This window comes from Aliiroseovarius crassostreae, from assembly GCF_025137635.1.
Classification (GTDB): Bacteria; Pseudomonadota; Alphaproteobacteria; order Rhodobacterales; family Rhodobacteraceae; genus Aliiroseovarius; species Aliiroseovarius crassostreae.
The window spans coordinates 2,860,177-2,873,803 of record NZ_CP080772.1 but is presented as its reverse complement, the minus strand read 5'-3'; the positions used below and the strand labels follow the sequence as shown (position 1 = coordinate 2,873,803).

Here is a 13,627-nt window from a genome sequence, read left to right as displayed (position 1 = left end):
AAGTGCAATACACGTATTGATTGAAAGGGGTTGATGTGTCTGGTCTGGATATTTTGAAACATTCCTGGGGAATGGTGTGGCGCAACAAGGCAGATGCTGCGCGGATTTCTGTGGTGTTGTTGCTGTTGTCCATGGTTGTTGGGTTCGCCCTCAGTTTTTCGATCACGTTTTCACCTGATTTGCTGCTGGCATTGGGCCCGATTGGGCTTGTTCTGGTGCAGCTCATTCAGCAGGTATTGTCCCTCTTGATTGGTGCTTGGATTGCCGTGGCCTGGCATCGTTATGTTCTGATGAATGAGGATCCAACAGGCTGGTTGCCGCAACTGCGTGGGCCGCAGGTGATGACATACGCGCTCTGGGCGGTCCTGATGATGATTGGGGTCGTTGTGCTGTCTTTTCCGCTGATTTTGGCTTTCTTGCTGATGATTGAAAGTATCGAGGCAGGAGCGGTTCCGAATACCGGGCAGATCGTATTTCTGATCATTGCCTTTGTGGTTGTGATGTCCCTTGCCATGATTGCAATGATGCGTTTGTCGACAGTGCTTGTGTCGCGCGCGCTGGGCGAACGTCTTGGCGTAAAACAGGCGTGGGCGGCAACGCGCGGGTCAAACAAGATGATCTTTGCCCTGTTCTGCTGGATGTTCCTGATCCTGTTCGCCGTGATGTTGGTGGTGGGATTCGTGGCGAGTATTTTGGGGTCAATGGGGCTGACGATTTTGGCGTTTGGAGTTGTGGTGCCCATCTATGTGTTTGGGGGGTGGCTGTTTGCCATGCTGCAAATCAGCATCATGACCACGATCTACGGCGTCTATGTTGAAGGGCGAGAGCTGCCGTATTCCGGGGGTAATCTGGCGTAAACAACCTTGCCAAGAGCCTGCCCTTGGGTCAGACATTCCAGATGAGCGATTTTCTGAAAAAAGCCCGCGTTGCAGAACAGCAGATGCGGGCGCTGTTCCCCGCGACGCCCTTGCAGCGTAATGACCATCTGTCGGCCATCTATGATGCCGATATCTGGTTGAAGCGCGAAGACCTCAGCCCCGTGCGCAGTTACAAGATCCGCGGGGCGCTGAATGCGATGGGCAAGGCGCTTGCAAAAAATCCAGATCAGGACGTGTTTGTCTGTGCTTCCGCGGGCAACCATGCGCAGGGTGTGGCGTTTGTATCGCGTCATTTCGGCGTCAAGGGCGTGATCTTCATGCCGGTCACAACCCCGCAGCAGAAAATTCAGAAGACCCAGATTTTTGGGGGCGACTCGATCGAGATCCGCCTTGTTGGCGACTATTTCGACGATACGCTTGCGGCCGCGCAGGAGTATTGTGACAAGGTTGGCGGGCATTTCCTGTCACCCTTCGATGATAAGGATGTGATCGAGGGGCAGGCCAGCGTCGCGGCTGAAATCTCCGCCCAGCTGGGGCGCAACCCGGATGTGGTTGTCTTGCCTGTGGGCGGTGGTGGCCTGTCCGCCGGGATCACCAGATATCTGGCCGAAGTGGCCCCGGAGACCGTGCTGCATTATGTTGAACCCGCCGGGGGGGCATCGCTTGCCGCTGCGATTGCGCAGGGGCAGCCGGTCACTCTTGATCGGGTTGATAATTTTGTGGATGGGGCTGCTGTGGCACGGATTGGGGCGCAACCCTTTGACGTGCTGCGGGATGTGCCATCCGCGCAGGTCCATGGGGTGCCCGAGGATCGGATCTGCACAACCATGCTTGATATGTTGAACGTGGAAGGGGTGGTGCTGGAACCGGCCGGCGCATTGTCCGTAGATGTTTTGAAGGATCTGCGGGACGAGATCCGGGGCAAGACGGTGGTTTGCGTGACTTCTGGTGGCAACTTTGATTTTGAACGCCTGCCAGAGGTGAAAGAGCGTGCTCAGCGGTATTCCGGGCTGAAAAAATACTTCCTGCTCCGTCTGCCCCAGCGCCCCGGCGCGCTTAAGGACTTCCTGCAAATTCTGGGACCAGACGACAACATTGCGCGTTTTGAGTATATGAAAAAGTCTGCCCGGAATTTCGGTTCGGTTTTGATTGGGATCGAAACCACGGTGCCAGAGAATTTTGACGCGTTGTTTGATGCGCTCGATCAGAAGGGCTTTGCCTATTCCGATATCACCGATGATGAAATGCTGGCTGAGTTTGTCATTTAAACGAAACGCTGATTTCAGTGCGCGGTGAATACCTCTTTTGAGGCGAAATACGTATCGAAGACCGGTGTGAGATCAACATCGGCGGCCCTGCCGCGGGCTGCCATCTGTTCGCCGTCACCGCATAGTTTTGACAGGGCGTCAAAGCCCAGGTTCACGGCAGAGCTTTTCAGGAAATGCAGGTCCTGTTCATATTGTGACGGGTCGGGGTTGTTGCGCAACCGGTCGATGACCTCATCCACCTCCATCAGGAACATCTCTGCAACCTCGGCAAAATCTTCTTCGCCGATCTCTGCTTTCAATTCCGCGACGCGATCCCAGCTGATCATCCTGCCCTCATAAGAAATAAATCGTTGATACTGCGCCCTGAATAGCCGGTGATGGTTAAGCTGGGGTTAGTGTGACAGTAAATTTCCTGCAAATTTTAAATTTAAACCGCCGTTAAATCTCTGGGGGCTATGGCTGAAAGGAATGTAAGCGACTCGCACTGGCGATGAAGGGTAACACGTGGCAAAATCTGCTATAAATCCGGACATGATCAACTCTGCTGTCAGAGATGGCGCAGCCTTGGGAGAAGCTGTGGTCAACACAGTTCTGGTCGTGGATGACAGCCGCGCGCAGCGGATGATTGTAAGCTCAACCCTGAAACGTCAGGGGTTTACCGTTGTTGAAGCCGGATCCGGTGAGGAAGCGCTGGAGAAGATTGCCACGGAAGATATCGACCTGATCCTGTCTGACTGGATGATGCCGGGCATGGATGGTCTGGAGCTTTGTCAGGCGTTTCGTGCGATGGAGAGAGACAAGTATGGCTACTTCATCCTTCTGACGTCCAAAAGTGAAAAGGGCGCGGTGGCGCAGGGGCTGGATGTCGGGGCGGATGACTTCCTGAATAAACCCGTCAATGCCGAGGAGTTGCGGGCCCGGATCAATGCTGGTGGCCGGATCATGTCCATGGAGCGGGAGCTTCAGGAAAAGAACAGGCTGGTCAACGCAACCCTCACTGAAATCCAGACGATTTACGACTCCATTGATCGGGACCTGATCGAAGCGCGCAACATGCAGCAATCTTTGGTGCGTGAACGGTTTCGTGATTTTGGGTCGTCGGAGATCAGCTTGTTGTTGCAGCCTTGTGGGCATGTGGGCGGCGATCTTGTCGGGATGTTTCAGGCTGATGAGAATACCGTCGCGATCTACTCGATTGATGTTTCAGGTCACGGGATTGCCTCTGCGCTTCTGACGGCCCGCCTTGCGTCCTATCTGTCGGATGGATCCCCTGAGCAGAATATCACCATGTCCACGGGCCTGCGGGGGAAATTGCGCCTGCGTGACCCGGAAGAAGTGGCTTATCTGCTCAATACCATGATGCTGGAGGATATGCCTACCGAGCATTACTTCACCATGATCCTTGCCTATCTCGACCTTAATACAGGTGTGTTGAAGCTCACCCAGTGCGGCCATCCAAACCCCGTGCTGCTGCGCGCAGATGGCAGTGTGGAATATGTTGGGCAGGGCGGCTTGCCGATCGGGTTGATCCGGGGAAGCAGCTATGAGCGTTTCGAAATTGCTCTCGAACCGGGGGACCGGCTCATGTTCTATTCGGATGGGTTTACCGAAGCGGAGAATGAGAAGGATCAGATGCTGGAGGAAGAGGGGTTCGAAAGAATGATCTCACGCAATGCCTCATTGAAAGGGCAGCTGTTTCTGGATGGGCTGGTGTGGGAGCTGGATAATTACTGCGGCAGCCGGGAATTCGGTGATGACTTGTCGATGGCAGTGATTGAATACAAGGGCCAAACGCGTTGATGCTTGGGGGATTGGCGAAATAAATCGCGCGCTCCCTCTTTTCCCAACGGTTGCCGCGACCATATAGACGCGGTATGCAAACGAATTGCCGAAAGCTCAGCCGTGGATAGCCCGATGACACTAGGAAACCTGATTGCCTGGGATGATACCATCCTGCCCTTCCAACTGGACAATTGTGACGTACGGGGACGTGTGCTGCGTCTGGATGGTGTGCTTGACACGATCCTGTCGCAACATGACTACCCCCCGGCAATCGAAGCATTGGTGGCTGAGGCAGCGATGCTGACCGCGATGATCGGTCAAACCATCAAATTGCGCTGGAAACTGTCTCTTCAGATCCGGGGGGATGGGCCGGCCCGCCTGATCGCCACAGATTACTATGCCCCCGCGAAAGAGGGTGAACCGGCGCTGATCCGCGCCTATGCCAGCTTTGATGAAGAGCGCCTGTCGAATGAGGCACCTTCTTTTGGGCAAATCGGCAAGGGCTTTTTTGCGGTGCTGATTGACCAGGGTGACGGCAATAAACCCTATACCGGCATGACCCCGCTGGTGGGCAGTTCCCTGTCCGACTGCGCGCAGACCTACTTTGCGCAATCGGAACAATTGCCGACCCGTTTCCATCTGACGTTTGGAAAATCCACATGGGCTGGCGGTCAGGAAAGCTGGCGTGCAGGAGGGGTCATGCTGCAGCATATGCCAAAGGCGGGCTCTCACGTGTCGCCAGATGGCGGTTCAGGCAAAGACGGCCTTCTGGTTGCCGACGATCTGGTCACTGAGGACAATAAGGAAAACTGGAATCGCGCCAATATCCTGCTGTCGTCGGTGGAAGAGTTGGAACTGATTGGGCCCTCCGTCGCGCCGACCGACTTGCTGACCCGTCTGTTCCACGAAGAGGCACCGCGGATCTTTGATCCGCAGGCGATCCGCTTTGGTTGCACCTGTTCCGAAGATCGTGTCCGTGAAAGCCTGTCGATCTACTCTGAAAAAGACATTGCCTACATGACCACGGAGGAAGGGCGCGTGACCGCTGATTGTCAATTCTGTGGTGCGCATTATGATCTTGATCCAAAGACTGTCGGCAAAGATGCCAAAGGACCAGATGGTGACGTCAGAGATTGATCGCATTCGAACCGCTTTGGGCCACTCTGGTGGCGGCAGTTCCGATTTTGACCTCAACCCGGATATCAGACCACCTACGGGGCGCAGCTTGCGCCCCGCTGCCGTTCTGGTGCCATTGATTCATGAACAGGGCGCGTTGCGACTGATCCTGACCAAACGCGCCTCACATCTTAAACATCACCCCGGTCAAATCGCGTTTCCCGGCGGAAAGATCGATGCTGAGGATAAATCGCCCGCCGCCGCGGCCCTGCGGGAAGCCTGGGAGGAAATCGGCTTGCCGCGTGATGCCGTAGAGCTGATTGGCGAGCTGCCCCCCCATGAAACCGTCACCTCCTACACCGTGACCCCGATCCTCGGGCTTGTCACCCGACCATTTGAGGTGGTGCCAGAGCGGGGTGAGGTCGAAGAGGTTTTCACGGTTCCGTTCGAACATGTCTCTAACCTTGCGAAATATACGAAACAGGGCCGGATCTGGCAGGGGCGCATCCGGTATTATGAAACCGTTCCATTCGGTCCCTATTACATCTGGGGGGCAACGGCGCGCATGTTGCGTGCGCTTGCGGAAAGGTTGGCTTTATGACCCGGTTGCAAGGGGATTGGTTTCGGACTGCATCCGTACAACAGCTCGCCCACATATTTTCCCGTACAGGATTTGCGCTGCACTTTGTCGGGGGGTGTGTGCGCAATGACCTGATGGGAGAGCCGATTTCCGATCTTGATCTGTCCACCAATGCCCTGCCGGATCAAGTGTTGAAACTGGCCGGGTCGGCCGGTCTGAAAGCGGTGCCGACAGGCATTGAGCATGGCACCATTACCGTGGTTGTTGACGGCGAAGGGTTTGAAATCACCACCTATCGAAAGGATGTGGAAACGGATGGCCGCCGTGCAGTGGTTGCTTTTGCCAGCACGATGGAAGAAGACGCACATCGCCGCGATTTCACCATGAATGCGCTTTATGCAGACGCCGAGGGACGGGTGATCGACCCGCTTGACGGGTTGCCCGACCTTCTGGCGCGCCGTGTGCGCTTCATTGACAATGCCGGGCAGCGTATCCGCGAAGATTACCTGCGCATTCTGCGATTTTTCCGGTTTCATGCCTGGTATGGTGATGTGGCGGAGGGGCCGGATGTTGAGGCGCTCTCTGCGATTGCAGAAAATCTGGGCGGGTTAGGGGCTTTGTCCAAGGAGCGAGTTGGTGCAGAGATGCGCAAGCTCCTGTCCGCGCCGGATCCCGCACCTTCTGTCGCGTTAATGTCAAGTTGCGGTGTGTTAGGATCTGTTTTGCCCGGGGCAGAGGCGACCTATCTTGCCGTTCTTGTGCATCTGGAAGGGAACAGGGCGCCAGATCCAATGCGCCGCCTCGCAATCCTTGGAGGGGAGGCCCCAGAGGATCGTCTGCGGCTGTCGCGCAAAGAGGCACGCCGTTACGCTGTTTTGCGTGACCAGATGGGGGCATCGACGTCCCTGTCGGAGCTGGCCTATCGGGATGGGGCTGACATAGCACATGACGTGGCCTTGCTGCGCGCCGCAATGATGGGGCAGGCTCTTTTGCCGGATACGGAAAACCTAATATCACGGGGCGCCCGTGCCGTGTTTCCCGTCAAGCCCGCAGATCTGATGCCGGACTATACGGGGCCAGAACTGGGCGCACACATCAAAACCCTTGAAGCGCGTTGGATAGCATCGGGTTTTACACTCACCCGCGAGGAGCTGTTGAAATGAGCACCACTTCCCATCTGATCGAACGTTTGGGCCACCTTGGGGACGGCATCGCTGCCGGACCGATTTTTGCCGCCCGCACCCTGCCGGGGGAAGAGGTGAGTGGAGAGGTGCAGGGCGACCGGATTGAAGCCCCGCGCATTGTGAAGCCCTCACCAAGTCGGGTCAAAGCCCCTTGTCCACATTACAACAGCTGCGGGGGCTGTGCGTTGATGCATGCCTCGGATCCATTTGTGGCGGAATGGAAGATGGATGTGGTGCGAAATGCCCTGTCTGCGCACGGGTTAGAGACTGATATCCGCCCGATTGTTACCTCGCCGGAGCGTTCGCGCCGCCGTGCAACCCTGTCAGTCCGGCGCGGCAAGAAGGGCGTGGTTGCCGGATTTCATGGCCGGCGCTCGGGTGTGATTTCAGCAATTCACGACTGTCGGTTGCTGTCCCCAACGCTGCTTGCGCAGCTTCCCGCGATCGAGGCGCTGGCGAGGACGGGAGGGTCACGCAAGGGCGAACTTTCTGTCAATCTGGTGGAAACGCTGGGTGGGGTGGATGTCTCGGTCACGGGTGGAAAGTCACTGGATCGCAGGTTAGAGACTGATCTTGCCCAGGTATTGCATGAATTTGGCCTTGCCCGCCTGACATGGGATGGCGAAGTTATCGCGAGTGAAACGCTGCCTCTGCAGCAATTCGGAGCGGCGCAGGTGGCCCCTCCTCCCGGTGCATTCCTGCAGGCGACCCTGGAAGGTGAGCGGGCGCTGGTTGAGGCGGTTGAGGAGGCCATTCCGCAGGCTGCATCCATTGTGGATCTGTTTGCGGGTGCGGGCACATTGAGCCTGCCCCTTGCGGGCCGCGCCCGGATCCATGCGGTGGAAGGGATCGAGGCGATGATGAAGGCCTTGGATACGGGATGGCGGCGGGCCTCCGGGTTGAAACAGGTCACCACAGAAACCCGCGATCTGTTTCGCCGTCCCCTTTTACCTGATGAGCTCAATCGCTTTGACGCTATCGTGATTGACCCACCCAGAGCAGGCGCCATTGCGCAGGTGAGGGAAATGGCACAATGCGAGGTTTCTCAGGTGGCCATGGTCTCATGCAACCCTGTCAGTTTTGCCCGGGATGCCCAGATTTTGGTCGCGTCGGGATATCAGTTGGTCTGGGTGCGTCCGGTCGATCAGTTCCGTTGGTCACCCCATGTTGAGCTGGCGGCGTCTTTTCGCAGGATCTGACCGCGATAGACCCCGAAGGCTGCATTGATATTGCCCAAAGGTGGGGGAATGCGGTATGGCAAGGGAAAACACCCGGGCAATTACAGGCAACACCCATGCGATTGATCTTTGCCGTTCTGGCAGCCGTTGGCCTGATGGTAACGGCGTCTTGCGGAGCAAAAACAAAAACTCTTCGCCATTATGATGGGCCAGAAGTGACCCAGATTGTGGTGTCGAAGAGCAATCGGAAACTATATCTATTGCACAAACGGGACGTTCTGAAATCCTATGAGATTGACCTGGGCTTTACCCCAGCGGGTGACAAGCAGTTTCAGGGGGATGGGAAGACACCGGAAGGCCGGTATCACATCAACCGCAGAAATGCGCGCAGCACGTTTCACCTCAGCCTTGGGATTTCCTATCCGAACGCCCGCGATATTGCCTATGCAAAATCCCAGGGGCGGGATCCTGGCGGGGATATCTTTATTCATGGCGGACCACGCAAAGGGATTGATCCCGAAGGCGCGGACTGGACCGCAGGCTGCATTTCCGTTTCGAACCGTGAGATCGAAGAGATCTGGGTGATGGTCAATGATGGCACGGTGATTGACATCCTGCCATGACGCAGGACCGATGCCCGCCAAATGAAAAAGCCGCCCTGTCACCAGCGCGGCTTTCATTTTGTCTTGGTGAGATCTCTACCACCGAAAGGTCAAAAAGACCCTAAAGCGTTTCGGGATAAACTTGAGACACATGGTTATTCCGAAACGCCCACGGCATCGAGACCTCTTGCAGCGCTTCGGTTTTTCCCTGTGTCAGGTTAAAACCGAAACGCTTTATTCCGCCAGTTTCTCTTCAATTGTGGCGGCAAAATCCTCGTAAGACATGTTCGAGTATTTTTCGCCACCGATCATAAAGGTCGGGGTGGCGCGGATCTCATCTGCGGTGGCGTTCTGCTGATATGCTGCCACCAGGCTCTGGGCAAAGCTCTCGTCAGTCAGGCAGGTTTCCATTTCTTCATTGGTCATCCCTGCGGTGCGCCCGATCTTGCGCAGATTGTCGAGGATGGTGGCCGGATCCCCTTCGCCAATCCAGTCCTTCTGACCCGAATAAATCATGTCGGTCATGCCGTAATACCGGGTTTCCCCTGCGCATTGCGCAATCATGCCGGCCCAAAGACCGAAACGGTCAAAATAGACTTCGCGGTGAATGAACTTCACCTTGCCGGTGTCGATATAGTCCTTTTTCAGCTTCTTGAAGCTGTCCGTGTGCCAGTTGGCGCAATGCGGGCAGGTGTAGGATGCGTATTCAATCACGGTCACCGGGGCGTCTTCATTCCCCAACACGATGTCCTTGGCGGGCATGACGTCCGCGTCCTGCGCCACGGCCATGGAAATGCCCGGAAGGGAAGTTTGGTTTTGGGACATGAAAAAAGCACCACCTGCGACAGTGATGGCGGCAGCGGCAATCATGGGGAGGAAACGGTTCATCAGGTCTCAGCCTCTTGGTTTCTGTTTTCTGTGTATGTTCTGGCCCAGTGTCTCTAATGCAGCGCGCAGACCCTCATCTCCGATATCAGCGGTTGAGTTTCTGATCTGATTTTTGACGTCTGGATCGAGCGTTTTCTTAGCGGGCGGGGCTGGGGTGAATTGTGCCTGCCCCTCTGCAAATCCGGTGGCTGCGGTCTGGGTAATGCGAATGCGGGAAATGGCGTTGTAACCGTAACAGCTGTTGACGCGCGTGCGCAGCTGTTCCTTCTGCATCTCAAGCATCGGCGCCTGCGCCCCGGTGGTCAATACGGTCAGGGTCGCCCCCATGCCGCCGCGCCCGTAAGACACATCCACAGGTCGGGCAATCGCCGAAACCTCCTGGCCGACAATCTCGGCCCAATGGGTCAGCACCCGCGTCACTGAAAACCCGCGCGCCTCACCCGCCTTGCGAATGCGGGCGGTGAGCAGGCTCGATGTGCGTTCGAACCCGCGTCTGCGTCGTTTTTCTGTGACGGGTTTGGTCACGGCTGGCAACTTCCTCATTTGTCTTTATTTTAGGTGCTTAAACATGCAATGCCAGCGGAAAGCAAACAAGGGGGGTCACAGATGTGTGACGTGGTTGAGGGTGAGCCGAAACCTGCCGATCTTCTGGCGTGGTATGACCGTCATGCACGGGTTCTCCCTTGGCGGGTTGGTCCACAGGATCGTGCAGCCGGCGTGGTGCCAGACCCCTACGCGGTTTGGCTTTCGGAGATTATGCTGCAGCAAACCACCGTGGCGGCGGTGAAATCCTATTTTCTCCGCTTCATGACCCTGTGGCCAACCGTGCAGGATCTGGCTGGCGCGCAGGATGAACGGGTGATGGGGGAATGGGCTGGGCTTGGCTATTACGCCCGCGCGCGAAACCTGCTGAAATGCGCCAGAGTCGTGGCTGAGCGAGGGGGGGGATTTCCCCAAACGCGGGCAGAGTTAGAGGCGCTTCCTGGTATTGGTCCCTATACCTCTGCCGCCATTTCTGCCATCGCGTTTGACCAGCCGGATGTGGTGGTTGATGGCAATGTTGAACGGGTGATGGCGCGGGTGTTTGAGATCACCACCCCTCTGCCGGATGCCAAGCCAGAGATGAAGGCCGCGGCCGCACGACTTACCCCTGATCAGCGCCCGGGTGATTATGCCCAAGCGGTGATGGATCTGGGGGCCACCATTTGCACGTCCAAAAACCCCGCTTGCGGCATTTGCCCCTGGCGTGGGGCATGTCAGGCCCGGTGTTCCGGTCTGGCTTCAGATCTGCCCCGAAAGCGAAAGAAACCCCCGAAACCAACACGTTACGGTATTGCTTACCTTGCGCGACGTGAAGATGGCGCCTGGCTGGTGGAGCGCCGGCCGGAGAAGGGTCTTTTGGGAGGAATGCTGGGCTGGCCGGGGGCCGAGTGGGGGGAGGCGCCATTGGAAGATCCGCCCCTGTCTGGGGAATGGCATGACCCCGGTGCGCAAGTGCGGCACACATTTACGCATTTTCATCTGCACCTTTCCCTGCGGGTGGCGGATGTGCCGATGGATGCTCAACCACAGCGGGGGGAATTTCAACACCTGCACCCAGCGGACCTGCCCACCGTCATGCGAAAGGCTTATGATCTTGTTCAGCGCGATGGTGTGGCCAGGTCGCGCCCGTCTTCCTGAAATCAATGACCGGTGCGCTGCACAACGACACCGACAGTTTGCAGCATCAGTTTCAGGTCATAGCCAAGCGAATGCTGCTCAAGATAGTTCTGATCGAAATGGATACGATCCAGAAAATCTGATTGTCCCCGCGCCGCCACCTGCCAGGGGCCGGTGATACCGGGGCGAAGGGAGAAATAAGCTGTTCCCCCTGCCTCTCGATAAAGGGGTTCCTGACTGGCCATGAATGGGCGTGGCCCGACAAAGCTCATATCGCCCAAAAGGACATTGAAGATCTGCGGCAGTTCATCGAGGCTGGTTGCGCGCAGAAAGTGCCCGATAGGGGTAATGCGCGGGTCATTTTCCAACTTCTGCTTTTCGCGCCACTCGCGGGCAATTCCCGTGTCCAGGGCGCATAGTTCTTCCAGCCGCTGTTCGGCGTCTTGGACCATGGTCCGCAATTTCCAGCAGCGAAACCGCTGGCCTTTGAGGCCGATCCGTTCCTGTGAGTAGAGCCCCGGTCCGCCGTCCCGCCGGATCAAAAGGATGAAAAGGGCAATGATAGGTGCGAGAACTGGCAGCAGGAAAAGCGCCAATAGAATGTCGAAACCTCTTTTCCCAATCGCGCGATACGGTTTGAGCACACCCGCCTGTGAAGCGACGTCACGCTGATTGTCATGCGAATTTTTGTAGCCGAAGTCTTTCACAAGATGACCCTGGAGCTGAAAAGGAGACTTGGAACTTAGACAGGAAGCACGATTAATTGGTTGCTTAATAGTTAAACCCAAAAAAGTACTAATGAAACGTTAAAGGTGATTAAAATTGTATAAACATGCCCATTGGTTGTGTGTGCGATTTTTTCCAGCACTCAATACAGAGGTTAAACTATTGGATTTTAGGTGACTCTTCGTGTGCCCCTTCGATCTCTGCTGGCGGACGCAAACAATCTGAGGTGGGTTTCCTATTTTCCCAACGAAACGCGGTAAGAGCATCAATGTCGTGGGCGTTTTGGAATAACCATGTGATCCAAGCTTACCCCTAAGGTGCGCACAGGAAATTAACGATGCTGAGCGTTTCCACCTCGCAACAAACCCCAAAGTCGAGATTGCGCCGTGCCGCGATGCTTGTGCTTGAAATCGTTCAGGCGTAAGCCTTGTGCAATGAAAGAGGAACTTGCCATGGTCCCCGCTCAGACAGTTGCCAGTTTTCGGCGTGCTGCCCCGTTTGGAATATCAATCCTGCTGCCCTTGCTGGTCTGGGTATCGGCAACACAGGGAGGGTGGTTTCTTTTGTTGCCGCCTCTGGGAACCTGGTGGTTATATACCGGTCTTGACGCGCTTCTGGGGCGCAATACCGAAAACCCCGACCCTGAAACGCCCGACGATCAATTGCTCTGGTATCTCCTGATCACCATGATCTGGTTTCCCATCCAACTGGTGCTGATTTACGGAATGCTGGCCTATGTGATCGAAGCGGACCACCTGTCTGTGGCTGAGAAATTCGGGGTGTTCTTTGGTGTTGGGGTGCTGTCAGGCACCATCGGCATCGTGTATAGCCACGAATTGATGCATCAGTCCAATAGGTTGGAGCGCTGGCTGGCTGACCTGTTACTTGCCACCGTCCTTTATAGCCATTTCAGAACCGAACATCTGCTGGTCCATCACCCGCATGTGGGCACCACCCGAGACGCGGTGACGGCAAAATATAACGAAGGGTTCCACAGGTTCTTTTTCAGGGTTCTGCAGGACAGCCCACGATCGGCCTGGGCTGCGGAAAAAGCAATGCTGGCGCGCCGCAACCTATCGGTCTGGAATGCCAGAAACCCGTTCTGGAGGTATGCCATCCTGCAGGCGCTTGCCCTTTTGCTGGCTGTCCTTGTCGGCGGCGCGCTGGGCGTGGCCCTTTTCCTGTTCCAGGCGCTGGTTGCGGTCTGGCAGCTCGAACTGACCAATTATGTGGAGCATTATGGCCTGACCCGCCGCCATCTGGGAGAGGGAAAATACGAACCCGTGCGCCCACATCATTCGTGGAATGCCGACCACAAGGCAACCAACTGGCTGTTTATCAACCTGCAACGCCATTCGGACCACCATTACAAACCCGCGCGCCGTTTCCCGCTTCTGCAGACCTATCCCGATGACGTGGCACCACAATTGCCCTTTGGCTATGTGGTCATGACAATGATGGCGATGATCCCTCCGCTTTGGCGCCGCCGTATGAACCCCCGTGTGCGCGCCTGGCGTAAAAGATATTATCCGGATATCGAGGATTGGACCCCCTACAAACGCGGTGATCTGCCGCCACCGGTGATCCGCTGAGAGTGCGCTCCGGGTCTCTTTTTCTTGCTGAAAATACCTCGGGGTGAGCCTCGAAGAGGCGAGGGGCAGCGCCCCTTTTCTGACATGTAAAAAAAGCCCCGCTCACAAGGAGCGGGGCAAGTTATGTGTGCCGTGGATTTTGCCACAGCACGGCGGTACATCGTTATCCGGGCG

The 13,627-nt window shown here is 56.4% G+C and carries 14 protein-coding genes; 10 read left to right on the top strand and 4 right to left on the bottom strand.

The genetic code is table 11. The features are described 5' to 3' along the window. The first annotated feature begins 35 nt into the window (after positions 1-35). Together K3J57_RS13760 and ilvA are read left to right on the top strand one after the other, a co-directional pair. Positions 36-857, top strand: coding sequence for a hypothetical protein (locus tag K3J57_RS13760; protein ID WP_259792471.1), 822 nt, complete (start codon positions 36-38; stop codon positions 855-857). A gap of 41 nt (positions 858-898) precedes the next feature. Beyond that, positions 899-2,146, top strand: coding sequence for a threonine ammonia-lyase IlvA (gene ilvA, locus K3J57_RS13755; RefSeq protein WP_259773439.1), 1,248 nt, complete (start codon positions 899-901; stop codon positions 2,144-2,146). Positions 2,147-2,160: 14 nt separating this feature from the next. Here the strand turns inward: ilvA and K3J57_RS13750 are convergent, their stop codons facing one another. Continuing rightward, positions 2,161-2,472, bottom strand: coding sequence for an Hpt domain-containing protein (locus K3J57_RS13750; RefSeq protein ID WP_259792469.1), 312 nt, complete (start codon positions 2,470-2,472; stop codon positions 2,161-2,163). Positions 2,473-2,677: 205 nt separating this feature from the next. On the opposite strand from K3J57_RS13750, the gene K3J57_RS13745 reads away from it, so the two are divergent. The 6 genes from K3J57_RS13745 (at position 2,678) to K3J57_RS13720 (ending at position 8,609) form a co-directional block, all read left to right on the top strand. After that, on the top strand, positions 2,678-3,946 hold the full coding sequence (locus K3J57_RS13745; protein WP_259778363.1) for a PP2C family protein-serine/threonine phosphatase: 1,269 nt from the start codon (positions 2,678-2,680) through the stop codon (positions 3,944-3,946). Positions 3,947-4,060: 114 nt separating this feature from the next. Beyond that, positions 4,061-5,065 (top strand): Hsp33 family molecular chaperone HslO, encoded by a 1,005-nt coding sequence (gene hslO / locus K3J57_RS13740; protein ID WP_259792467.1) that lies wholly within the window; start codon positions 4,061-4,063, stop codon positions 5,063-5,065. Further along, a complete protein-coding gene (locus K3J57_RS13735; protein ID WP_259792465.1) occupies positions 5,046-5,645 on the top strand; it encodes a CoA pyrophosphatase in 600 nt (199 codons plus the stop codon). The genes hslO and K3J57_RS13735 overlap by 20 nt, the downstream gene beginning before the upstream one ends. A gap of 98 nt (positions 5,646-5,743) precedes the next feature. Next, positions 5,744-6,787, top strand: coding sequence for a CCA tRNA nucleotidyltransferase (locus tag K3J57_RS13730; protein ID WP_311196486.1), 1,044 nt, complete (start codon positions 5,744-5,746; stop codon positions 6,785-6,787). Further along, complete coding sequence (locus K3J57_RS13725) at positions 6,784-8,007, top strand: class I SAM-dependent RNA methyltransferase (protein WP_259796350.1); 1,224 nt, start codon at positions 6,784-6,786, stop codon at positions 8,005-8,007. Before K3J57_RS13730 ends, K3J57_RS13725 begins: the two co-directional genes overlap by 4 nt. A gap of 95 nt (positions 8,008-8,102) precedes the next feature. Then, positions 8,103-8,609 carry a L,D-transpeptidase family protein gene (locus tag K3J57_RS13720; RefSeq protein WP_259773433.1) on the top strand — a complete coding sequence of 169 codons (507 nt, stop codon included), beginning with the start codon at positions 8,103-8,105 and terminating at the stop codon, positions 8,607-8,609. Positions 8,610-8,822: 213 nt separating this feature from the next. Here K3J57_RS13720 and K3J57_RS13715 read toward each other — a convergent pair whose 3' ends face one another. Both K3J57_RS13715 and K3J57_RS13710 read right to left on the bottom strand, forming a co-directional pair. Then, positions 8,823-9,476: a DsbA family protein gene (locus tag K3J57_RS13715; protein WP_259796348.1), complete on the bottom strand. Its 654-nt coding sequence runs from the start codon at positions 9,474-9,476 to the stop codon at positions 8,823-8,825. Between the two features lie 6 nt (positions 9,477-9,482). Next, on the bottom strand, positions 9,483-10,019 hold the full coding sequence (locus K3J57_RS13710) for a DUF721 domain-containing protein (RefSeq protein ID WP_173486282.1): 537 nt from the start codon (positions 10,017-10,019) through the stop codon (positions 9,483-9,485). A 63-nt stretch (positions 10,020-10,082) separates the two neighbouring features. On the opposite strand from K3J57_RS13710, the gene mutY reads away from it, so the two are divergent. Continuing rightward, positions 10,083-11,156, top strand: a complete 1,074-nt coding sequence (gene mutY / locus K3J57_RS13705) for an A/G-specific adenine glycosylase (protein WP_259792449.1) — start codon at positions 10,083-10,085, stop codon at positions 11,154-11,156. A gap of 2 nt (positions 11,157-11,158) precedes the next feature. On the opposite strand, the gene K3J57_RS13700 is transcribed toward mutY, so the two are convergent. Beyond that, entirely contained in the window at positions 11,159-11,779 is a 621-nt protein-coding gene (locus K3J57_RS13700; protein ID WP_173486371.1) for a sugar transferase, read from the bottom strand. A gap of 534 nt (positions 11,780-12,313) precedes the next feature. On the opposite strand from K3J57_RS13700, the gene K3J57_RS13695 reads away from it, so the two are divergent. Beyond that, positions 12,314-13,453, top strand: coding sequence for an alkane 1-monooxygenase (locus K3J57_RS13695; RefSeq protein WP_259794957.1), 1,140 nt, complete (start codon positions 12,314-12,316; stop codon positions 13,451-13,453). Positions 13,454-13,627: the final 174 nt, after the last annotated feature.

Excerpts from the sequence above, each read along its gene's own strand:
- mutY (WP_259792449.1), top strand. The coding sequence starts at position 10,083 with ATGTGTGACGTGGTTGAGGGTGAGCCGAAACCTGCCGATCTTCTGGCG.
- K3J57_RS13720 (WP_259773433.1), top strand. The coding sequence starts at position 8,103 with ATGCGATTGATCTTTGCCGTTCTGGCAGCCGTTGGCCTGATGGTAACG.
- K3J57_RS13710 (WP_173486282.1), bottom strand. The coding sequence starts at position 10,019 with ATGAGGAAGTTGCCAGCCGTGACCAAACCCGTCACAGAAAAACGACGC.
- K3J57_RS13735 (WP_259792465.1), top strand. The coding sequence starts at position 5,046 with ATGGTGACGTCAGAGATTGATCGCATTCGAACCGCTTTGGGCCACTCT.
- ilvA (WP_259773439.1), top strand. The coding sequence starts at position 899 with ATGAGCGATTTTCTGAAAAAAGCCCGCGTTGCAGAACAGCAGATGCGG.
- K3J57_RS13745 (WP_259778363.1), top strand. The coding sequence starts at position 2,678 with ATGATCAACTCTGCTGTCAGAGATGGCGCAGCCTTGGGAGAAGCTGTG.
- hslO (WP_259792467.1), top strand. The coding sequence starts at position 4,061 with ATGACACTAGGAAACCTGATTGCCTGGGATGATACCATCCTGCCCTTC.
- K3J57_RS13725 (WP_259796350.1), top strand. The coding sequence starts at position 6,784 with ATGAGCACCACTTCCCATCTGATCGAACGTTTGGGCCACCTTGGGGAC.
- K3J57_RS13750 (WP_259792469.1), bottom strand. The coding sequence starts at position 2,472 with ATGATCAGCTGGGATCGCGTCGCGGAATTGAAAGCAGAGATCGGCGAA.
- K3J57_RS13695 (WP_259794957.1), top strand. The coding sequence starts at position 12,314 with ATGGTCCCCGCTCAGACAGTTGCCAGTTTTCGGCGTGCTGCCCCGTTT.
- K3J57_RS13715 (WP_259796348.1), bottom strand. The coding sequence starts at position 9,476 with ATGAACCGTTTCCTCCCCATGATTGCCGCTGCCGCCATCACTGTCGCA.